We start from the raw sequence: 20528 nt of genomic DNA, 5'->3' as shown, positions 1-20528 counted from the left end.
CCGAGCAGGAGGCGGACGCCATGCAGTTCGGGATCTTCACCGTCGGGGACGTCACCACCGACCCCACCACCGGTACGACGCCGAGCGAGCACGAGCGGATCAAGGCCACCGTCGCCATCGCGCGCAAGGCCGAGGAGGTCGGGCTCGACGTCTTCGCGACCGGTGAGCACCACAACCCGCCGTTCGTCCCGTCGTCCCCGACGACCACGCTCGGTTACATCGCCGCGCAGACGAAGAGCATCGTCCTGTCGACGTCGACCACGCTGATCACCACCAACGACCCGGTGAAGATCGCCGAGGACTACGCCACGCTCCAGCACCTCGCGGACGGCCGCGTGGACCTGATGATGGGGCGCGGCAACACCGGCCCGGTCTACCCGTGGTTCGGCAAGGACATCCGCCAGGGCATCCCGCTCGCCATCGAGAACTACGCCCTGCTGCACAAGCTGTGGCGGGAGGACGTCGTGGACTGGGAGGGCAAGTTCCGTACGCCGCTCCAGTCGTTCACCGCGACCCCGCGCCCGCTGGACGGCGTGCCGCCGTTCGTCTGGCACGGCTCCATCCGCTCCCCGGAGATCGCCGAGCAGGCCGCCTACTACGGCGACGGCTTCTTCCACAACAACATCTTCTGGCCCATCGAGCACACGAAGAAGATGGTCGGGCTGTACCGGCAGCGGTACGCGCACTACGGCCACGGCACCGCCGAGCAGGCGATCGTGGGCCTGGGCGGCCAGGTGTTCATGCGGAAGAACTCGCAGGACGCGGTGCGCGAGTTCCGCCCGTACTTCGACAACGCCCCGGTCTACGGGCACGGGCCGTCGATGGAGGACTTCACCCGGCAGACCCCGCTGACCGTGGGCTCCCCGCAGGAGGTCATCGAGCGGACGCTGACGTTCCGGGACGCCGTGGGCGACTACCAGCGCCAGCTCTTCCTGATGGACCACGCGGGACTGCCGCTGAAGACGGTCCTGGAGCAGCTGGACATCCTCGGCGAGGAGGTCGTCCCGGTGCTGCGCAAGGAGTTCGCCGCCCTGCGGCCGGCCGGGGTCCCCGAGACCGCGCCGCTGCACCCCGCCTACGCCGCCACCCTGAAGAAGGAGAGCTGACCGTGTTCGCCACCGAACCGCTGAGGATCGTCGCCGTCTCGGCCGGCCTGAGCAACCCCTCCTCCACCCGGCTGCTGACCGACCGGCTGGCCGCCGCGACCCGCGAGCGGCTGGAGACCGAGCAGGACCGCCCGGTGGACGTCCGGGTGATCGAGCTGCGCGACCTGGCCGCGGACATCGCCGGCCATCTGGTCTCCGGCTTCCCGCCGCCCGCCCTGGAGGACGCGCTGGCCGCGGTGACGGGCGCGGACGGCCTGATCGCGGTCACCCCGGTCTTCACCGCCTCGTACAGCGGGCTGTTCAAGTCCTTCTTCGACCTGGTCGAGAACACCGCGCTGACCGGCAAGCCGGTCCTGATCGCCGCGACCGGTGGCACCCCCCGGCACTCGCTGGTCCTGGAGCACGCCATGCGCCCGCTCTTCGCCTACCTGCGCGCCGTCACGCTGCCCACCTCGGTGTACGCGGCGTCCGAGGACTGGGGCGCGGCGGGCGACGCGTACGCCGACGGGCTGCCGGCCCGCATCCGGCGCGCCGGCGGGGAACTGGCACTGGCCGTCACCGGCGGCCGCGCGGTCTCCGGGGCGGCCCGGAACCCCGGCCTGGACGACGAGGTGATCCCCTTCGAGCAGCAGCTCGCCGCACTCCGCCCGGCCTGACCGGCCCTGCGGAAATCGCCGTTTGGCCCGTTTTGAATACAGTCGTACGGGAAGGCGTGAGGCGAGCACCAATGCGAGCAACGCGCGAGCACAACCGCAGAACCCAGCTGGAGGCAGAAATGGGCAGGATCGTGGTGGGCGTCGACGGCTCCGAGCCGTCGGTCAGGGCACTGCACTGGGCCGTGCGCCAGGCGGAGCTGACCGGCGACACGGTGGAAGCCGTCAACAGCTGGGAGTACCCCGCCACCAGCTGGGCGTCGATGATGCCGGGCCTGCCGGAGGACTTCGACCCGCAGGCCATGGCCACCGTGTCGCTCACCGAGACGCTGGAGGAGGCGCTGGGCGCGGCGGGCGCCGCCGCCGTCAGCAAGGTCGTCGTGATCGGCAACCCGGCGCAGGCCCTCCTCGACCGCTCCGAGGGCGCGAACCTGCTGGTCGTCGGCGCCCGCGGCTACAGCGGCTTCAAGGCGACCCTGCTGGGCTCGGTCAGCCTGCACGTCACCCAGCACGCCTCGTGCCCGGTGACCGTCGTCCGCAACTGACACACGGCATTACGGGGTGGGCCCCCGCACCACGCGTGGTGCGGGGGCCCACCCCTGTGCTCACAGCTCCACGACGTCCGCCACCGCGCACGCCACGTTGTCCGGCGCGCCGGCCGCCCGCGCCAGCTCGATCAGCCCGCGCACGGCGGTGCCCGGCCCGTCCGCCGCGGCCAGCACCCGCGCCAGCTCCCCGCCGTCCACGACCGCCGAGAGCCCGTCCGAGCAGAGCAGATAGCGGTCGCCGGGCCGCGCGTCCCGGACGTCCACGTCGGGCCCGCCGTACGGGCCGTCCCCGGACAGCGCCTTGAGGAGCATCGCCCGCTGCGGGTGCGAGAACGCCTCCTCCTCCGTCAGCGAGCCGTCGTCGACCATCGACTGGACCAGGCTGTGGTCGTGCGTGATCCGGAACAGCTCGCCCTCGCGCAGCAGATACGCCCGCGAGTCCCCGATGTGCACCAGGCCCAGCCGCGAGCCCGTCCACACCATCGCGGTCAGCGTCGTGCCGGACTCCTCCGGCGCCCCGCTGCCGCCGCTCCCCGCGACCGCCTCCCGTACCGCGAGGGCGACGCGCTCCGCCGCGTCGTGCAGGGCGTTCAGCAGCTCCGCCGCCGGTACCGCCCCCGGCGCGACCGGCTTCAGCGCCTCGATCGCCGCCGCGCTCGCCCCCGCACCGCTCTCGCCGAACCCGTCGGCGACCGCGAGCAGCCGGGCGCCGGCGTAGACCGCGTCCTGGTTGACCGGCCGTACCGCACCCGTGTCGGTGCCGGCCGCGTAGCGGATTCCGAGTGTGCCCACCGATGTCATGACGTCCTCCGTCGACAGTTGGTCGATGAGGAAGGCCGCGAGGTCACGGCGGGCCGCCGTCTCCGCCTCGACGCGCGCCCAGTACGCCCGGATCGCCGCGGCGGCCGCGCCGGGCTCCAGCGCGATCACCTCCTTGATCCGGGCGAGCGGCATCCCGATCCGGCGCAGCCAGGCCACCAGCCGGGCCGCCCGCACCTGCGCCGGGTCGTAGTACCGGTAGCCGTTCACCGGATCGACCACGGCCGGCGGCAGCAGGCCGAGCTCGTCGTAGCGGCGCAGTGCCTTGGCGGACAGCCGGGACAGCCGGGCGAACGCCCCGATCGTCACCAGTGCCGCACCGGGGCCCCGCCCCCGCCCGTCGTCCGTCGTCACCGCACGCCTCCCCATACCGGGCGGACTTCCCGCCCCGGCACACTCGATCCTTGGCCTTCCCCCGTGGAGAAGGTCAAGGATCGACGACGAGCGCCTGCGGCGCGGGGCGCGCGCGGGGCTACTCGTGTGTGTAGAAGTAGTAGTACGCGGTGAGCAGTCCGCCGATTCCGAGGAACAGCCCGACCACCGACGCGGCCAGGATGCTGGCACCGGACAGGCTGTACAGGAAGCCGATGGACCCGCCGGTCAGCACCCCGTACGCGGCCGCCCGCAGTTCGCGCGGCAGCCGGTTCTGAATCCGGCCGAGCCCGAAGCAGAGCACGGCGAGCACGGCGCCGGAGACCAGGCCGAGGGCCAGCCTGGTGCCGGTGAGCACCCCGCCGCCGCGCACGATGGCGGTCGCGTAGCAGCCCAGGATCAGCCCGAGCGTGGCCGGAACGGCCCAGCTCATGACGGGATGGTGCCGGGTCGTACCGGGGCGGTTCCGGGGGGACGCGTGCCTTCCGCGCGCCTGCACCGAAGCGTGTGAGGCCATGGCAGAGAGCTCCTTCCATCACCCCCCGCTGTCCCTCCAGGGCACACCTGGACGGCCCGTCCGGCAACTCGGATGGCCCAGGGCCCGGAGCGCGGCGCCGCCATCCGGGATTCCCTGGAGAGGTGCGGACGTACTTCTCGGTGGCCCTCTCGGCGGTACTGCTGGTGCTGCTGGCCGTCCTGGTGCCGCTCGCCGCGCTGTCCGCCTGGGTCGATCTGGAGATCGACGACACCGACCGGTACGTGGCCGCCGTCGCCCCGCTCGCCGACGACTCCGATGTGCGGGACACCGTCGCCGATCTGATCACCGACAACGCGATGAAGCAGATCGACGTGGGGCCGCTCCGGTCCACCGTCCGCGAGTTCCTGCACCAGGCCGTGCGCTCCTTCACCACCACCGACGCCTTCCGGGCCGCCTGGACCGCGGCCAACCGCACGGCCCACGAGACGGTCACCGCCGCGCTGGACGGCAGCAGCGGCGAAAGCGTCACCATCGACCTGGCGCCCGTCACGGAGAAGGTGAAGAAGAACCTGGTCGACAACGGGGTGCCGTTCGCCGACCGGATTCCCGTCCAGCACACGGACATCCAGCTGGTCTCCGCCGACCGCGCGGACCAGTTGCGGCAGACCTTCCGGTGGCTGCGCGCCGCGAGCGTCTGGCCGGCCGCGGGCACGCTCGTCCTCGCGCTGCTCGTCATCGCGGTGTCCTGGCTGCGCGGCGGCCCCGCCCGCGGCCTGCGCGCCGTGGCCGTCACGGGCGCCGGGTTCGCGCTCGGCGCGCTGCTGCTGCGCGGCCTGCTGGCCCTGGCCCGCAACCGCGTCCTGAACGAGGTCCCGGCGAGCGACAAGGCCGCCGCGGCGGCGGTCTACGACGCGCTGACCGCCTCCCTGCGCACGACGGTGTGGATCGTCCTCGGCGTGGGCGTGGCGGCGGCGGTGTGCGCGACGGCGGCGAGGTACCGGACGCGGCGACCGGGGTGAGGGGGCGGCGGGACCTGCGCGGTGGTCAGTCCACGGGACCGGGGCCCAGTCCGCGCAGCCGGTCCATCTCGCGGCGGTCGCGTTTCGTCGGCCGGCCCGCGCCCCGGTCGCGCACCGGGATCTGGATGGCCGCCTCGCGCGGCGGCGGGGGCGGGCTGTTGTCGACGAAGCACTCGGCGGCCACCGGCGGCCCCACCCGCTTCTTCACCAGCCTGGACACGACGACGATCCGGTCCCGGCCCGCGTGCCGCAGCCGCACCTCGTCGCCGACGCGCACCGACTGCGCGGGCTTCGCCCGTTCGCCCGCGACCTTCACATGACCCGCCCGGCAGGCGGCAGCGGCCTGCGCGCGGGTCTTCGTGAGCCGGACCGACCAGATCCAGACATCGACCCGGACACTGCCCTCCGTCTGCGGAGCCTCACCGGAAACCATGCGTCCGACTGTAAGCGGTACGGGCGGCCGGCCCGTCCCCGCGTCAACTCCGCGCCCCCGCCACGCAGGTGACGTGCGGGTTCCGTCAACGCCCGTACCTGCGCCCCGGACCCGCCCCGTGCCCGGCCGACGGCTCCGCGGTCCCACATGCGGGCCGTGCCGCCGGGAGTCCTGATCCGGCCGCTAACCTTACGTATCCGCCCTGGCCAGGGATCAATTCCCGCAGTACGGACATTCATCGCAACCAACTCATGCGAAAGGCTCGCCCATGGGCATTCGGAGCTTGCTGCGCAAGGTGTTCGGCCGTGACCGCACGGAACAGGACGAGCCGACCACGGTCACGGTCCCGCCCCAGGGCGATCGCTCCCGTCCCGCAGAGCCGGAGTCGGTGACGGTGGACGAGCCGGCGGCGGAGGAGAAGACGGAGACGCCCGCCCGGATCTCGGTCCCGGCCCCCGCGTCGTCGGACGACAGCGAACGGGCGGCGGCCGACCTGGTCGCGGCCGCATTCGACAACCCGACCCCGCCCACGGTCCCCGCCCAGGGCAAGGGCCCGCGCGAATCGGCGGACACGGAGGCCACCCCGGAACCGGAGGCCCCGACCGCGACCTCGGAGACGGACGCGGAGGTCGTGACTCCTGCGGAACCGGAAGCGCCCGCGAAGGCGGACGCGGAGGTCGACGCGAAGCCCGAGACAGACGCGAAGGCCGACGCGGACGCGAAGGCCGACGCTGCGGAGGAACCGGTCGCGGAGCCCGAGGCGGACGCACCGGCCGCAGAGGCCGCCGCCCCGGAGCCGGTGGCGGAGGCGCCCGCACCCGAGCCGGTCGCGGAGGCCGCAACCCCGGAGCCGGAGGCCGCGACCCCGGCCCCTGAGCCCGAGCCCGTCGCCGAGCCCGAGCCGGTGACCCCGAGCGCCGCGCCGGAACCCGAGCCGGTCACCCCGAGCGCGGCGCCCGAGCCGGAGCCCGTCGCCGAGCCCGAGCCCGTGAACGAGCCGGAGCCGGAGGCCGCCGCGCCTGCGGCGATCACCATCGACATCGACCCGGAGCCGGAGCCCGAACCCGAACCCGAGGCGGCCCCGGCCGCCCCCGCCCCCGCCCCGGCCGCCCCCGCCGGCAAGCCCGCGCTGTCCCTCGCCAAGGTCAAGGCGCGGGCGCCCGAGCTGGCCGGACCGTACAAGGCCGCGCAGGCCGGGCTGAAGGCGCACGGGCTGACCGGGCTGCGGGCCACCGTCTACCTGGTCCTGGACCGCTCCGGCTCGATGCGGCCGTTCTACAAGGACGGCAGCGCCCAGCACCTCGGCGACCGCACCCTCGCGCTCGCCGCGCACCTCGACGAGAGCGCCACCGTGCAGGTCGTGTTCTTCTCGACGGAGATCGACGGCACCGGCACGGTCGGGCTCGACGGCCACGAGGGCCGGATCGACGAGCTGAACGCGCGCCTCGGCCGGCTCGGCCGGACCAACTACCACCGCGCGGTCGAGGAGGTCGTCGCGCACTACGAGGCGTCCGGCTCGACCGGCCCCGCCCTGGTCGTGTTCCAGACGGACGGCCCGCCGGACGCCCGCCAGGCCGCGCGCCAAGCGCTCGACGAGGCGGCGAGGCTGCCGCTGTTCTTCCAGTTCGTCGCGTTCGGCGAGAAGGACGCCAAGGGCTTCGACTTCCTGCGGAAGCTGGACGCCCCGAACACCGGCTTCCTCCACGCCGGCCCCGCCCCCCGCGAGGTCGCGGACACCGCGTTCTACCGCGAGCTGCTCGCGGCGCTCCCCGCCTGGGTCGCCGGGCGCGGCACGGCCGACGGTTCCTGACCGGCCGGCAGACGTACGGTCACGGCGAGCCCGCCCTCCGGGCCCGGCACCGCCGTGACCGTACCGTCGTGGGCCATGGTGATCGACCGCACGATGGACAGGCCGAGGCCCGACCCCGGCCCCATCCGGTCCTTTCCCTCGCCCCGGCGGAACGGCTCGAACAGGCCGGGGATGTCCGCCGCCTCCACCACGGGCCCCGTGTTGCGGATCTCCAGGAGGACCCCGCCGCCGACCGGCACCGCCGACGCCGACACGCTCCCGTCCGGCACGTTGTACGTCACCGCGTTGGCCAGCAGGTTCGCCACCAGCTGGGCCAGCAGCTGCCGGTTGCCGCGCACCGGGCAGGGCTGGGTGTCCAGCCGGACGCCCGGATGCCGGGCCGCCTCCTCGGCCACCACGCGCGCCAGGTCCACCGGCTCCCGCTCGCTCTTGTCGAGCCCCCGTTCGCTGCGCGCCAGGACGAGCAGCCCGTCGATGAGCCGTTCACTGCGCCGGTTGTTGTCCAGGAGCGTCTGCCGGGTGCGTACGAGGTCCTCCGGCGTCGGGTCCTCCAGGCCGATCTGGATCGCCGCGCGCTGGGTGGCCAGCGGGGTGCGCAGCTCGTGGGAGGCGTTGGCGATGAACCGCCGCTGGCTGTCGAACGCCTTCTCCAGCCGGGCCAGCAGCGCGTCCAGCGTGTCGCCCAGCTCCTTCAGCTCGTCGTCGGGCCCGCTGGAGGCGATCCGCTCGTGGAGGGTGCGCGCGGAGAGCTTGCGCGCCTTGGCGGTCATGGCGTGGACGGGTCGCAGCACCCGGCCGGCCGTCCACCAGCCGACGCCCACCGCGCAGGCCGTCATCACGAGCAGGGCCGCCGCCGACCAGATGAGCAGCTGGTGGCCGGCCGCGTCGCTGACGTGGTCGGTGAGGTCGTAGACGGTCGGCGGACCGAGCCGGCGGCGGCTGACCAGCGGGCCGTTCACGGCATAGCCGGGCTGGACCACGGCGGCGGTCTCCGCGATGGCGCGGGCCTGCGAGTCGGTACCGGCGCGGGAGGCCAGGTTGACGGTGGCGAGCAGGGCCGTGCCGAGGATGAGGAAGACCCCGCCGTAGACGAGGGCGATGCGGGTCCGGATCGTGGAGTGCGCCAGCCGGGCCGGCCGCTTCACAGCGCGTACCCCACGCCCTGGACGGTGCGGATCACGGCCGGTTCTCCGAGCTTCTCGCGCAGCTTGCCCACGCAGTCCACGACCGCCCCCGGCTGGTCGGCGTTGGCGTCCCAGGCCCGCTCCAGCAGCTCTTCGGCGCCGACGGTCCCGCCGTCCGCCTCCAGGAGCAGTTGGAGCACCGTGAACTCCTTGGTCGCCAGGTCCAGCTCCCGCCCGTCCCGGCTCGCCGACCGCCGTACGGTGTCGAGCCGGATGCCGTACCGTTCCAGTTGCGGAGGTACGGGCCGGGCGGTGCGCCGCCGCAGGGCCCGGATGCGCGAGACCAGTTCGGGAAACTCGAACGGCTTGCTGATGTAATCGTCGGCGCCCAGGTCGAGACCGGCGACCCGGTCCTCCGTGGAAGCGGCGGCCGTGAGCATCAGAATCCTGGTCCGGGAGCCGGAGGCGACGAGCTCGCGGGCCACGTCGTCGCCGTGCACCCGGGGCAGGTCGCGGTCGAGGACGACCACGTCGTAGTCGTGCAATCCGAGGTATGCCTGGGCGGCGTCGCCGCTGTAGACGGTGTCGACGGCGAAGCCGGCCCGCCGCAGCCCGGTGGCGACCAGCTCCGCGAGGATTTCCTCGTCCTCGGCGACCAGTACCCGCATCGTGATGTCCCCTGCCTCGTGCATGCGTGTCCACTCCCTCCCAGCATGCACGGTCGTCGCGGGAACGGGGCCTCCCCCGAAGCCCCCGGCTCCGCAACGGGGCCGGCCTCTCAGCGGCTCAGCGACGCCGCGTCCCCCATCACGACGACGGGCGCCAGGGCCGGGTCCAGCGCGCCGAGGAGCTGCTTCATCCGGTCCTCGGAGATCGAGACGCAGCCCTGGGTCGGCCCTCCGTGGTCCACATGAATCCAGATGCCGCCGCCGCGCTCCGGGCCGAGGGGACGGGTGGGGTCGAGCGGCGAGGTGCCGGGGACGCGGTTGTAGTCGATGGCGACGACGTAGTCGAAGGAGCCCTCCAGCGGTTCGCCGTGGAAGCCGTCGCCCGTCACGGCGAAGGCGGGGCTCAGGTCGTACGGAAGCGCCGTGTCCGGGGGTGCGAGGCGGCCCCCGGCGGCGGTGAGGGTGAAGACGCCGACCGGTGAGCGCAGGTCGCCCTCCAGATGCTCGCCGGTCCAGCCGTTCAGGGCGTTGTGGGCGGGCCAGGGCCCCAGCGAGGCACGCCAGCCCGGACCCGTCGGGCCGTCGCGGGTGTAGAGCACGGCGGTCGAGCGGTTGGAGTCCGGGGAGTCACCGGTCACCACGAACGCCTGCCGCGCACCGGCCGGGATCGCCGCCCGTGTCCGGGGCCCCAGGCCGGGGATCTCCATGGGCAGCGGCGAGGCCGCGACGGCTCCGGGCGGCCCCGGCACGCCGTTGACCGGTACCCGGTCCGTGGAGGCGTCGCTCGTCCCCGTACCGGCGAAGCCGGCCGCCCCGCAGCCGGTGACCAGCGCGAGCAGGACCAGGGAGCAGACGGCGTGCGGCAGTCGCGGGGATGCGTGCGCAGGGGGCACGGGCACGGCGGGCTCCTCAGCGGTCGGTGCTCCGGTGTCGGCCCACCCAGTCATTGCCGTCCGCGCAGCCGCCCAATCCGGGGAGCGGTCCATCCGGATGTAGCTGTTCAGGTGATTCGTGTGCTTATTCGGAACCGATCGCGGCCCGTCACGCGAACAGCCCCCGGCCACTGGCGGCCGGGGGCTGTTTCACGTGAAACCGCGTACTGCGAGAGGTGGCGCGGTTACTTCTGGGCGTCCTTCGCGGGAGCGGCCTGCTTGCGGAGCTGGATGTTCAGCTCGCGCAGCCGGGTCTCCTCCAGGACGGTGGGCGCGCCCATCATCAGGTCCTGGGCGTTGCCGTTCAGCGGGAAGGCGATGGTCTCGCGGATGTTCGGCTCGTCGGCCAGCAACATCACGATGCGGTCGACGCCCGGCGCGATGCCGCCGTGCGGCGGGGCGCCCAGGCGGAAGGCCTTGAGCATGCCCGCGAACTCGCGCTCCACGGTCTCGCGGTCGTAGCCGGCGATCTCGAACGCCTTGATCATCAGCTCGGGCTCGTGGTTCCGGATGGCGCCGGAGGACAGCTCGATGCCGTTGCAGACGATGTCGTACTGCCAGGCGAGGATGTCCAGCGGGTCCTTCTCCTCCAGGTCCTTGAGGCCGCCCTGGGGCATCGAGAAGGGGTTGTGCGAGAAGTCGATCCGGCCGGTCTCCTCGTCCTTCTCGTACATCGGGAAGTCCACGACCCAGCAGAACCGGAAGACGCCCTCCTCGAAGTGGCCGGCGCGCTTGGCGGCCTCGACGCGGACGGCGGACATGATCTTGGAGACCTCGTCGAACTCACCGGCACCGAAGAAGACGGCATGGCCGGGGACCAGCGACAGCCGCTCGGTGAGCGTCTTGACGTCGGTCTCGGTGAGGAACTTGGCGATCGGACCGGCCAGTGCGCCGTCCTCGCCGACGCGGACCCAGGCCAGGCCCCTGGCGCCGTGCTCCACGGCGTACTCGCCGAGGCCGTCGAAGAACTTGCGGGACTGGCCCGCCGTGTCCGGCACCGGAAGGGCGCGGACGTGCTTGCCGGCGAACGCCTTGAACTCCGAGTCCGCGAAGACGTCGGAGATGTCGACCAGCTCCAGCTTGGCGCGCAGGTCGGGCTTGTCGTTGCCGTACTTGAGCATCGACTCGCGGAACGGGATGCGCGGGAACGGCGAGGTGACGTGGCGGCCGTTGCCGAACTCCTCGAACAGCTCGGTCATGAGCTTCTCGATCGGCTGGAAGACGTCCTCCTGCTCGACGAAGGACATCTCGACGTCGAGCTGGTAGAACTCGCCGGGCGAACGGTCGGCGCGGGCGTCCTCGTCGCGGAAGCAGGGCGCGATCTGGAAGTAGCGGTCGAAGCCCGAGATCATCAGCAGCTGCTTGAACTGCTGCGGGGCCTGCGGCAGCGCGTAGAACTTGCCGGGGTTCAGCCGGGACGGGACGACGAAGTCACGGGCGCCCTCGGGTGAGGTCGCGGTGAGGATCGGCGTCGCCATCTCGTTGAAGCCGAGGGCCACCATCTTGGAGCGGATCGAGGCGATGACGGCGGAGCGCAGCATGATGTTGCGGTGCATGCGCTCGCGGCGCAGGTCCAGGAAGCGGTACTCCAGGCGCCGCTCCTCGTTCACGCCGTCCTCGGCGTTGATCGTGAAGGGCAGCGGACCGGCCTCGCCCAGCACCTCGACCTCGGAGACCTCGATCTCGATCTCGCCGGTCGGCAGCTCGGGGTTGACGTTCTCCTCGCCGCGCGCGGAAACCTTGCCGTCGATGCGGACGACGGTCTCCTTGGTGAGCTTCGCCAGCGCCTCGTTGCCCGGCGTACCGGGGCGGGCGACGAGCTGCACCAGGCCGTAGTGGTCGCGGAGATCGATGAAGAGGATGCCGCCCAGGTCTCGGCGATTGTGCAGCCAGCCGCTCAGCCGGACGTCGGTGCCGACGTCAGAGGCGCGGAGCTCGCCGCAGGTGTGGGACCTGTACCGATGCATCGTCGTTCATCCAGTCTTCGCGGTTGGGGAGAATTCAGCCCTCCCAGGCTACCGCCCGCGACCGAAGCGTTTCATTGTCATTCCCCGCGTCGGGATCGTCCGCAGATCCGCACCACTGCCCTTCACCCCCATGCCGGTTTAAAGTGGGGCAATGCGCACCGAGGATGTGCTGGCCGCGACCGGGACCGGGCTGTGGCGCTGGGACAACGCAGCCGGGACGGTCACGCTCGACGCGGCGGCCGCCCGTCTGCTGGAGCTGCCCCCGGAGCCCGGCGTCTTCCGTGAGTCCGAGGTCCGCTCCCGCTTCCACCCCGTCGACTGGAACGAGATCTCCGGGGTGATCGGCCTCGCCGTGGCCGAGGGCACCCTCGCCGAGGCCCGGCTGCGGATCGTGGACGGCGACGGCCGGGTCCTGCGGACCGTGCGCAGCCGCTCCAAGCCGGTCCTGAACGCCGGAGGGATGAAGGGCGGCAGGGACTACTACGTGCTCATCGGCACCCTCCAGGAGGTCGCCGAGCCGCCGCCCGGCACCACCGGCGCGCACACCGCGATCACCGGTGACTGGCGGCGTTCCCGTGAGGCGTTCCTGCTGGACGCGGGCCGGGCCCTGGCCGAGGCGGGGTCCACCGCCGAGGTGCTGCGGGTCGTCTACTCGCTCTCCATGCCCGGCTTCTCGCCGGACGGACTGGCGGTCTTCGGCGTCGAGGGCGAGCGGCTGACCATCGTCGGCCAGCACGGGCACAGCCTGGGCGACGAGAGCCCGTTCACGGACATGTCGCTGGACACGGACTATCCGGCCGCCGAGGTCGTCCGGACGGGCCGGGCGATCTATCTGCCCACGCCGGACGACTACCGCGACCGCTACCCCGCCACCTGGCCGCTCGCCCGGCGGTTCGGGCGCCGCTCCTGGGCCTTTCTGCCGCTGATCGTGTCCGGGCGCACGATGGGCACCTGGATGGCCGGGTTCCGGCACCCGGTGTCGTTCTCGCCGGACGAGCGGTCGGTGCTGACGACCGTGGCCCGGATGCTCGCCCAGGCGCTGGCCAGGGCGAGTGCCGCCGACACCGAGCGGGAGCTGTCGCTGGGCCTCCAGCGCACGATGATGCCCTCGCTCGGCCCCGACATCCCGGGGATGACCGTGGCGGCGCGCTATGTGCCGACCGGCGGCGGCCTCCAGATCGGCGGCGACTGGTACGACCTGATCCCGCTGCCCAACGGCCGCATCGCCCTCGTCATCGGCGACGTCCAGGGGCACGACGTACGGGCGGCCGGGCTGATGGGCCAGCTCCGGATCGCGCTGCGCGCGTACGCCTCCGAGGGGCACCGCCCCGACGCGGTGCTCGCCCGCGCCTCGCGCTTCCTGTCCGGTCTCACCACCCCCGGCGACGACGAGGAGGGCGCGGCGGCCCGCTTCGCGACCTGCCTGTACGCGGAGGCCGACCCGGAGACCGGCACGCTGGAGATCGCCCGGGCCGGCCACCCGGACCCCGTGGTGATGACGGCGGACGGCACCGCCGTGATCCGGCAGACCGAGGGCGGGCTGCCGCTGGGTGTCGAGGCGGACGCGGACTATCCGACGACCCGGATCGTGCTGGAGGCCGGGGAGACGATCATGCTGTGCACGGACGGGCTGATCGAGACCGGCGGCCACGACCTCGCCACCGGCTGGGTCCGGCTGCGGCCGATCCTGGAACAGCACACCGGCGACCTGGAGAAGCTGGCGGACGCGCTGGTGCAGGCCGTGCACGGGCCCGGTTCGCACTACACGACGGGACCGCTCCCCGACCGGCGCGAGGACGACGTGGCGGTCCTGCTGCTGCGCCGCGACGCGACCCTCGCGCCTCCGTCCGTGTCCCGGCGGACCGCGCTCACCATCGCGCAGGCCGAGCCGGAGCGGATCTCGGCGGCCCGCCGGCTGCTGCGGGAGCTGCTGCACGACTGGGCCGACCCCGACCAGGTGGACGCGGCGGTGCTGCTGCTCTCCGAGGTGGCCACCAATGTGCTGGTCCACACGGACGGCGACGCGCTGATGGTCGCCCAGGCGACCGGGCCGCCCGGTGAGCGGTGCCTGCGGGTGGACGTGGCCGACGGCAGCGACGAGCTGCCGCACAAGCGGCGGCCGGGCGAGCTGGCGTCCAGCGGGCGGGGCCTGGTCCTGATGGAGATGCTGGCGCACAAGTGGGGCGTCGATCCGCAGGGCGCGGGCAAGTCGATCTGGTTCGAGCTGAACGAGGACCGGCAGCCGGAACCGGCCGTGCCCGACCTGGACGCCTTCGAGGAGCCGGAAGGCATCTGACCCCCGTCAGTCGCCGTCCCCCGGTGCCTCCGGCACGGCCCCCGCACTGCGCAGTTCGCCGATGATGCCGAAGGCCGCCGCGCACAGCGGGACCGCGAGCAGCATGCCGAGGATGCCCGCCACGCTCGCACCGGCCGTCAGGGCGATGAGGATCATGGCGGGGTGCATCTGGACCGTGCGGCTCTGGATCATCGGCTGGAGGATGTGGCCCTCCAGCACCTGCACGGCGAGGACGACACCGAGCGCCCAGAGCGCGATCACGAAGCCCCGGTCCGCGAGGGCCACCAGCACCGCGACCGCCCCGGAGATGAACGCGCCGAGGTACGGGATGTAGGCGCCCACGAGTACCAGCGCGCCGAGCCCCACCGCGCCGGGCACCCGCAGGATCAGCAGCCCGATCGTGATGCAGCCGGCGTCGATCAGCGCGATGAGCGTCGTCCCGCGCATGAAGCCCTCGACGGCCTCGAAGGCCCGCCGGCCCATCGCCTCGACCATGTCCCCGGTGCCGCGCGGGGCGATGGAGTGTGCGAGGCGCGCCGCGCGGTCGGAGTCGCGCAGGAAGAAGAAGGTCAGCAGCAGCGCGAGGATGCTGGTGGCGACGAGCGAGCCGACGAAGCTGATTCCGGTGAGGAGGCCGCCCGCCGCGCTCGCGCCGAACTTCTCGACCAGTTTGCGGCCGTTGGCCTCCAGGTCGTCCATGCTCAGGTCGCCCGCGACCCGGACGTGGTCGGTGACCCACTGCCCGGCGTCCTTCAGCGAGGCCACGATCTGGTCGCCGGTCTCGACGAGCGCGGAGACCACGATGTAGCCGGCGCCGCCGACCACGGCCAGCAGCAGCGCGCAGGTGATCCCGGCGGCCACCGAGCGGTTGACGCCGTGGGCGGTCATCCGGCGGTGGACGGGACCGAGCAGCGCCGTACCGAGCAGGGCGAGCAGCACCGGGGTGACGGCGGTCTTGAAGACGACGCACAGCCAGACGGCGACGGCGGCGACGCCGGTGACCAGCAGGACGACGCCGCACCAGGCGGCGGTCCGCCGGGCGCCGTCCGGCAGGAGGGGCTCGTGGGTCTGCACCCTGCCAGCCGATCACGCCTCGCCGGCGGTGTCCCGCCCGCGCCGCCGTACGAGTGACGGGGTGTCATACGGCGGCGGGGGAGGGAGGGCCGGGCTCCGGCCGCACGGCGGCGACGCGTGCCGGGCCGCGGCTCACATGCCGTGGACGGCGGGCACGGTGCCGAGGCGGCCGGCCTGGAAGTCCTCGAAGGCCTGCTTGAGTTCGGCCTGGCTGTTCATCACGAACGGCCCGTAGTGCGCCATCGGCTCGCGGATGGGACGGCCGCCGAGGAGCACGACCTCCAGGTCCGGGGTGTTCCCGTCCTGCTTCTCGTCCGCGCGCACGGTCAGCGAGGAACCGGTGCCGAAGACGGCGGTCTGGCCCATGTGGACCGGCCGGCGCTCCGCGCCGACGGAGCCGCGTCCGGCGAGCACGTACGCGAGGCCGTTGAAGTCCTCGCGCCAGGGCAGGGTCACCTCGGCGCCGGGGCGCACGGTGGCGTGGATCATCGTGATCGGGGTGTGCGTGATGCCGGGGCCCTCGTGGCCGTCCAGCTCACCGGCGATGACCCGGAGCAGCGCGCCGCCGTCCGGGGAGGCGAGGAGCTGCACCTGGCCGCCGCGGATGTCCTGGTAGCGCGGGGCCATCATCTTGTCGGCCTTGGGCAGGTTCACCCACAGCTGGAGGCCGTGGAAGAGGCCGCCCGACATGACCAGGGACTCCGGCGGCGCCTCGATGTGGAGCAGCCCGCTGCCGGCGGTCATCCACTGGGTGTCGCCGTTCTGGATGGTGCCGCCGCCGCCGTTGGAGTCGCGGTGCACGAAGGTGCCGTCGATCAGGTACGTCACGGTCTCGAAGCCGCGGTGCGGGTGCCAGGGGGTGCCCTTCGGCTCACCGGCCGCGTACTCCACCTCACCCATCTGGTCCATCATGATGAACGGGTCGAGGTACTTGTAGTTGATCCCCGCGAAGGCGCGGCGGACCGGGAAGCCCTCGCCCTCGAAGCCGCTCGGCGCCGTGGTCACGGCGAGTACGGGGCGGGCCGCGGCGTCGCCGGAAGCGGCCACCTTGGGCAGGGTCAGCGGGTTCTCGACGGTCACTGCGGGCATGGGAGCCACCTCCGGGGGAGTGTTCTGCGTTCAATTTAGTTGAATGCTGAACATCCTGCAAGGCGTCGTCCATTCCCGCCCGGCCCCGGACAGCCCGAAGGGGCCCGTACCGGCGGCGGTACGGACCCCTTCGAAAGGTCTTCGGGAAGCTGTCGGCCCCGGCCGGATCGGCCGTGGACGCGGCGCGTCAGCCGTACATGCGGCGCATCGCGAAGTCGACCATCTGCTCGACGGCCTTCGCGTCGAACACGATCCGGTGCTCGCCCTCCATGTCCAGGACGAAGCCGTAGCCGGTGGGCAGCAGGTCGATCACCTCGGCGCCGGTGATCACGAAGTACTTGGACTCCTTGCCCGCGTACAGCCGCAGCTCCTTGAGCGTGGTGAACATCGGGATCACGGGCTGCTGGGTGTTGTGCAGCGCCAGGAAACCGGGGTTGTCGCCGCGCGGGCAGTACACCTTCGACGTCGCGAAGATCTGCTGGAAGTCCTCGGCGGACAGCGAGCCGGTCGTGAAGGCCCGTACCGCGTCGCCCAGCGAGGGCGGCGAGGGCTCCGGGTACAGCGGCTGCTCGCCGTAGCCGCCCCCCATCGGCTGCTGCATAGGCTGCTGCGCGCCCTGGTTCTGGTCGTAGCCGTACATGGGACAAAGAGTAATCGGCCACATGTAGGGCTTGAGGGGTTGCGCCTTATTACTGACGGGTAGCATCATCGTAGAGGTCAGCTGATACGTCCGGGCCACCCCTCCACGGGGCGCTGCGCGCCACTGCTATTGATTACGGAGCCTTCCCATGGGGCACTACAAGTCGAATCTCCGCGACATCGAGTTCAACCTCTTCGAGGTGCTCGGGCGGGACAAGCTGTACGGCACCGGACCGTTCGCGGAGATGGACGTCGAGACGGCGAAGAGCATCCTTGAGGAGATCGCCCGTCTCGCCGAGAACGAGCTCGCCGACTCCTACGCCGACGCCGACCGCAACCCGCCGGTCTTCGACCCGGAGACCAACACCGCGCCGGTCCCCGACTCCTTCAAGAAGTCGTACCAGGCGTTCATGGACTCCGAGTACTGGCGTCTGGGCCTGCCCGAGGAGATCGGCGGCACCACCTCGCCCCGCTCCCTGATCTGGGGCTACGCGGAGCTGCTGCTCGGCGCGAACCCGGCCGTCTGGATGTACTCCTCGGGCCCGGCGTTCGCCGGCATCCTCTTCGAGGAGGGCAACGAGGCGCAGAAGAAGATCGCCGAGATCGCCGTCGAGAAGCAGTGGGGCTCGACGATGGTGCTGACCGAGCCGGACGCCGGCTCCGACGTCGGCGCCGGCCGCACGAAGGCCGTCGAGCAGGAGGACGGCTCCTGGCACATCGAGGGCGTGAAGCGCTTCATCACCTCGGGTGAGCACGACATGTCGGAGAACATCCTCCACTACGTGCTGGCCCGCCCCGAGGGCGCCGGACCCGGCACCAAGGGCCTCTCCCTCTTCCTGGTCCCGAAGTACCACTTCGACTGGGCCACCGGCGAGCTGGGCGAGCGCAACGGCGTGTACGCGACGAACGTCGAGCACAAGATGGGCCTCAAGGCGTCCAACACCTGCGAGATGACGTTCGGCGACCGCCACCCCGCCAAGGGCTGGCTCATCGGCGACAAGCACGACGGCATCCGCCAGATGTTCCGCATCATCGAGTTCGCCCGCATGATGGTCGGCACGAAGGCCATCGCCACGCTCTCCACGGGCTACCTCAACGCGCTGGAGTACGCCAAGGAGCGCGTCCAGGGCACCGACCTGTCCGAGTTCATGAACAAGGCCGCGCCCAAGGTCACCATCACGCACCACCCCGACGTGCGCCGCTCGCTCATGACGCAGAAGGCGTACGCCGAGGGCATGCGCGCCCTCGTCCTCTACACCGCCTCCGTCCAGGACGCGATCCAGGAGAAGGAGGCGGCCGGCGAGGACGCCAAGGCGCTGCACGGCCTCAACGACCTGCTCCTGCCGATCGTCAAGGGCTACGGCTCCGAGAAGTCCTACGAGCAGCTGGCGCAGTCGCTCCAGACGTTCGGCGGCTCCGGGTACCTCCAGGAGTACCCGATCGAGCAGTACATCCGCGACGCCAAGATCGACACCCTCTACGAGGGCACGACGGCGATCCAGGGCCAGGATTTCTTCTTCCGGAAGATCGTCCGCGACCAGGGCGCCTCGCTCAACGCGCTCTCCGAGGAGATCAAGAAGTTCCTCGCGGGCGCCCAGGACAACGAGGAGCTGTCCGGCGCGCTGGACAACCTCGCGAAGGCCGCGGTGGACCTGGAGGCGATCGTCGGCACGATGATCACCGACCTCACCGCGACCGGCGAGGACGTCAAGAACATCTACAAGGTGGGCCTCAACACCACCCGCCTGCTGCTGGCCTCCGGCGATGTCGTCGTCGGCTACCTGCTGCTCAAGGGCGCGGCCGTGGCCGCCGAGAAGCTGCCGAACGCCTCCGCGAAGGACGTCCCCTTCTACCGGGGCAAGATCGCCGCCGCGAAGTTCTTCGCCGCGAACGTCCTGCCCGGTGTCGGCACCGAGCGCGCGCTCGCCGAGTCCGTCGACAATGCGCTGATGGAGCTGGACGAGGCCGCGTTCTAAGCGCCTTCCGCACCTTCCACGGCCGCCGCCGTCCGGACCTCCGTCCGGGCGGCGGCGGCCGGACGATGCCCGGAGCCGGGCGGGGGCGACGGGGAATCCTTTCGGCCACGTCTGGCTACAGTGAAGAACATGAGTTCCTCCCCCCGCTTCGACCGCGGGCACACCGACGATCTGATGGCCTTCCTGATGGCCTCCCCCTCCCCGTACCACGCCGTGGCGACCGCCGCCGCGCGACTGGAGAAGGCCGGATTCCGGCAGCTGGAGGAGACCGCGGCCTGGGACGGAACCACAGGTGGCAAGTACGTTCTGCGCGGTGGCGCGATCGTCGCCTGGTACGTGCCGGAGGGCGCCGGGGCGCACACCCCGTTCCGGATCGTCGGCGCGCACACCGACTCGCCGAACCTCCGGGTCAAGCCGCTGCCCGACACCGGCGCGTACGGCTGGCGCCAGATCGCCGTGGAGATCTACGGCGGCACCCTGCTCAACACCTGGCTGGATCGCGACCTCGGTCTCGCCGGCCGGATTTCGCTGCGCGACGGCACGGACCGGCTGGTCTCCGTCGACCGGCCGCTGCTGCGCGTCCCCCAGCTCGCCGTGCACCTGGACCGGTCGGTCAACAGCGACGGGCTCAAGCTGGACCGGCAGAAGCACATGCAGCCCATCTGGGGCCTCGGGGACGTGGCGGAGGGCGACCTCATCCGGTTCGTCGCCGATGAGGCGGGCGTCGACGCCGAGGACATCACCGGCTGGGACCTCATGCCGCACCCCGTCGAGCCGCCGTCCTACCTGGGCCGCGACCGCGAGCTGGTGGCCGGTCCGCGCATGGACAACCTGCTCTCGGTGCACGCGGCGACCGCGGCGCTCGCCGCCGTCGCGGGGGAGCCCGACGCCGAGCTGCCGTACATCCCGGTGATGGCCGCCTTCGACCACGAGGAGAACGGCTCGCAGTCCGACACCGGCGCGGACGGGCCGCTGCTCGGCACGGTCCTGGAACGGTCGGTCTTCGCCCGGGGCGGGGGTTACGAGGACCGCTCCCGCGCCTTCGCCGGTACGGTCTGCCTCTCGTCCGACACCGGCCACGCGGTCCACCCCAACTACGCGGAGCGCCACGACCCCACGCACCACCCGGTCCTCAACGGCGGCCCCATCCTCAAGGTCAACGTCAACATGCGGTACGCGACGGACGGTGCCGGCCGCTCCGTGTTCGCCGCGGCCTGCGAGAAGGCGGGCGTGCCGTGGCAGACGTTCGTCTCCAACAACGCGATGCCCTGCGGCACGACGATCGGCCCCATCACCGCCGCGCGCCACGGCATCAAGACCGTGGACATCGGCGTCGCCATCCTGTCCATGCACAGCGCCCGCGAACTCTGCGGCGCGGACGACCCGTACCTGCTGGCGAACGCCCTGGCGGCGTTTCTGACGGGCTGACGGAACGAGGCCGCGAGGCCGGGGGCCGGCCAGGAGCCGGCGGGGGCCCCGGCCCGGCGCACGGTACGCGCCAACCCACGCCCCGCGCATGCTCGTT

18 protein-coding genes are annotated in these 20528 nt (G+C 72.2%); 8 read left to right on the top strand and 10 right to left on the bottom strand.

Annotated elements, in window-relative coordinates:
* Positions 1 to 20 precede the first annotated feature (20 nt).
* The 3 genes from OG710_RS14335 (at position 21) to OG710_RS14325 (ending at position 2304) form a co-directional block, all read left to right on the top strand.
* Complete coding sequence (locus OG710_RS14335) at positions 21 to 1106, top strand: LLM class flavin-dependent oxidoreductase (protein WP_330239678.1); 1086 nt, start codon at positions 21 to 23, stop codon at positions 1104 to 1106.
* Positions 1107 to 1108: 2 nt separating this feature from the next.
* Positions 1109 to 1762 carry an FMN reductase gene (locus OG710_RS14330; RefSeq protein ID WP_330239677.1) on the top strand — a complete coding sequence of 218 codons (654 nt, stop codon included), beginning with the start codon at positions 1109 to 1111 and terminating at the stop codon, positions 1760 to 1762.
* A gap of 119 nt (positions 1763 to 1881) precedes the next feature.
* The gene (locus OG710_RS14325) at positions 1882 to 2304 is read left to right on the top strand and encodes a universal stress protein (RefSeq protein WP_111329879.1); all 423 of its coding nucleotides are present in this window, start codon (positions 1882 to 1884) and stop codon (positions 2302 to 2304) included.
* 60 nt (positions 2305 to 2364) lie between these two features.
* Here the strand turns inward: OG710_RS14325 and OG710_RS14320 are convergent, their stop codons facing one another.
* Positions 2365 to 3495, bottom strand: a complete 1131-nt coding sequence (locus OG710_RS14320; RefSeq protein WP_330239676.1) for a MerR family transcriptional regulator — start codon at positions 3493 to 3495, stop codon at positions 2365 to 2367.
* A 103-nt stretch (positions 3496 to 3598) separates the two neighbouring features.
* Positions 3599 to 4015, bottom strand: a complete 417-nt coding sequence (locus tag OG710_RS14315) for a hypothetical protein (RefSeq protein WP_330239675.1) — start codon at positions 4013 to 4015, stop codon at positions 3599 to 3601.
* A gap of 122 nt (positions 4016 to 4137) precedes the next feature.
* Between OG710_RS14315 and OG710_RS14310 the strand changes: the two genes are divergently transcribed.
* Complete coding sequence (locus OG710_RS14310; RefSeq protein ID WP_330239674.1) at positions 4138 to 4995, top strand: hypothetical protein; 858 nt, start codon at positions 4138 to 4140, stop codon at positions 4993 to 4995.
* Between the two features lie 25 nt (positions 4996 to 5020).
* On the opposite strand, the gene OG710_RS14305 is transcribed toward OG710_RS14310, so the two are convergent.
* A complete protein-coding gene (locus tag OG710_RS14305) occupies positions 5021 to 5428 on the bottom strand; it encodes an RNA-binding S4 domain-containing protein (protein WP_330239673.1) in 408 nt (135 codons plus the stop codon).
* A 268-nt stretch (positions 5429 to 5696) separates the two neighbouring features.
* Here OG710_RS14305 and OG710_RS14300 point away from each other — a divergent pair, with 268 nt between their 5' ends.
* Positions 5697 to 7238: a VWA domain-containing protein gene (locus tag OG710_RS14300; protein ID WP_330239672.1), complete on the top strand. Its 1542-nt coding sequence runs from the start codon at positions 5697 to 5699 to the stop codon at positions 7236 to 7238.
* On the opposite strand, the gene OG710_RS14295 is transcribed toward OG710_RS14300, so the two are convergent.
* The 4 genes from OG710_RS14295 to aspS all read right to left on the bottom strand — a co-directional run bounded on the left by OG710_RS14295 (position 7172) and on the right by aspS (position 11929).
* On the bottom strand, positions 7172 to 8383 hold the full coding sequence (locus tag OG710_RS14295; protein ID WP_330239671.1) for a sensor histidine kinase: 1212 nt from the start codon (positions 8381 to 8383) through the stop codon (positions 7172 to 7174). The genes OG710_RS14300 and OG710_RS14295 overlap by 67 nt on opposite strands.
* The gene (locus OG710_RS14290; protein WP_330242249.1) at positions 8380 to 9030 is read right to left on the bottom strand and encodes a response regulator transcription factor; all 651 of its coding nucleotides are present in this window, start codon (positions 9028 to 9030) and stop codon (positions 8380 to 8382) included. Before OG710_RS14290 ends, OG710_RS14295 begins: the two co-directional genes overlap by 4 nt.
* Before the next feature lie 110 nt (positions 9031 to 9140).
* Complete coding sequence (locus OG710_RS14285) at positions 9141 to 9929, bottom strand: L,D-transpeptidase family protein (protein ID WP_330239670.1); 789 nt, start codon at positions 9927 to 9929, stop codon at positions 9141 to 9143.
* A 218-nt stretch (positions 9930 to 10147) separates the two neighbouring features.
* Positions 10148 to 11929, bottom strand: coding sequence for an aspartate--tRNA ligase (aspS, locus tag OG710_RS14280; RefSeq protein ID WP_111329861.1), 1782 nt, complete (start codon positions 11927 to 11929; stop codon positions 10148 to 10150).
* A gap of 151 nt (positions 11930 to 12080) precedes the next feature.
* On the opposite strand from aspS, the gene OG710_RS14275 reads away from it, so the two are divergent.
* Positions 12081 to 14225, top strand: coding sequence for an ATP-binding SpoIIE family protein phosphatase (locus tag OG710_RS14275; protein ID WP_330239669.1), 2145 nt, complete (start codon positions 12081 to 12083; stop codon positions 14223 to 14225).
* Between the two features lie 6 nt (positions 14226 to 14231).
* Here the strand turns inward: OG710_RS14275 and OG710_RS14270 are convergent, their stop codons facing one another.
* The 3 genes from OG710_RS14270 to OG710_RS14260 form a co-directional block, all read right to left on the bottom strand.
* Complete coding sequence (locus tag OG710_RS14270) at positions 14232 to 15299, bottom strand: AI-2E family transporter (RefSeq protein WP_330239668.1); 1068 nt, start codon at positions 15297 to 15299, stop codon at positions 14232 to 14234.
* A gap of 132 nt (positions 15300 to 15431) precedes the next feature.
* Positions 15432 to 16388 (bottom strand): pirin family protein, encoded by a 957-nt coding sequence (locus OG710_RS14265; protein ID WP_330239667.1) that lies wholly within the window; start codon positions 16386 to 16388, stop codon positions 15432 to 15434.
* 187 nt (positions 16389 to 16575) lie between these two features.
* On the bottom strand, positions 16576 to 17028 hold the full coding sequence (locus tag OG710_RS14260) for an SseB family protein (protein WP_111329853.1): 453 nt from the start codon (positions 17026 to 17028) through the stop codon (positions 16576 to 16578).
* 148 nt (positions 17029 to 17176) lie between these two features.
* Here OG710_RS14260 and OG710_RS14255 point away from each other — a divergent pair, with 148 nt between their 5' ends.
* A complete protein-coding gene (locus OG710_RS14255) occupies positions 17177 to 19003 on the top strand; it encodes an acyl-CoA dehydrogenase (RefSeq protein ID WP_330239666.1) in 1827 nt (608 codons plus the stop codon).
* Between the two features lie 129 nt (positions 19004 to 19132).
* The gene (locus OG710_RS14250; protein WP_330239665.1) at positions 19133 to 20431 is read left to right on the top strand and encodes a M18 family aminopeptidase; all 1299 of its coding nucleotides are present in this window, start codon (positions 19133 to 19135) and stop codon (positions 20429 to 20431) included.
* The last annotated feature ends 97 nt before the right edge of the window (positions 20432 to 20528 follow it).

Origin of the sequence: Streptomyces sp. NBC_00525, assembly GCF_036346595.1 — a bacterium.
Lineage (GTDB): Bacteria > Actinomycetota > Actinomycetes > Streptomycetales > Streptomycetaceae > Streptomyces.
This window is presented reverse-complemented; position numbering and strand designations above follow the sequence as displayed.

What these genes read in the sequence shown, in the direction of transcription:
- OG710_RS14335 (WP_330239678.1), top strand. Translation starts at nt 21, where the DNA reads ATGCAGTTCGGGATCTTCACCGTCGGGGACGTCACCACCGACCCCACC.
- OG710_RS14325 (WP_111329879.1), top strand. Translation starts at nt 1,882, where the DNA reads ATGGGCAGGATCGTGGTGGGCGTCGACGGCTCCGAGCCGTCGGTCAGG.
- OG710_RS14255 (WP_330239666.1), top strand. Translation starts at nt 17,177, where the DNA reads ATGGGGCACTACAAGTCGAATCTCCGCGACATCGAGTTCAACCTCTTC.
- OG710_RS14315 (WP_330239675.1), bottom strand. Translation starts at nt 4,015, where the DNA reads ATGGCCTCACACGCTTCGGTGCAGGCGCGCGGAAGGCACGCGTCCCCC.
- aspS (WP_111329861.1), bottom strand. Translation starts at nt 11,929, where the DNA reads ATGCATCGGTACAGGTCCCACACCTGCGGCGAGCTCCGCGCCTCTGAC.
- OG710_RS14265 (WP_330239667.1), bottom strand. Translation starts at nt 16,388, where the DNA reads ATGCCCGCAGTGACCGTCGAGAACCCGCTGACCCTGCCCAAGGTGGCC.
- OG710_RS14320 (WP_330239676.1), bottom strand. Translation starts at nt 3,495, where the DNA reads ATGGGGAGGCGTGCGGTGACGACGGACGACGGGCGGGGGCGGGGCCCC.
- OG710_RS14290 (WP_330242249.1), bottom strand. Translation starts at nt 9,030, where the DNA reads ATGCGGGTACTGGTCGCCGAGGACGAGGAAATCCTCGCGGAGCTGGTC.
- OG710_RS14260 (WP_111329853.1), bottom strand. Translation starts at nt 17,028, where the DNA reads ATGTACGGCTACGACCAGAACCAGGGCGCGCAGCAGCCTATGCAGCAG.
- OG710_RS14305 (WP_330239673.1), bottom strand. Translation starts at nt 5,428, where the DNA reads ATGGTTTCCGGTGAGGCTCCGCAGACGGAGGGCAGTGTCCGGGTCGAT.
- OG710_RS14275 (WP_330239669.1), top strand. Translation starts at nt 12,081, where the DNA reads ATGCGCACCGAGGATGTGCTGGCCGCGACCGGGACCGGGCTGTGGCGC.
- OG710_RS14250 (WP_330239665.1), top strand. Translation starts at nt 19,133, where the DNA reads ATGAGTTCCTCCCCCCGCTTCGACCGCGGGCACACCGACGATCTGATG.
- OG710_RS14300 (WP_330239672.1), top strand. Translation starts at nt 5,697, where the DNA reads ATGGGCATTCGGAGCTTGCTGCGCAAGGTGTTCGGCCGTGACCGCACG.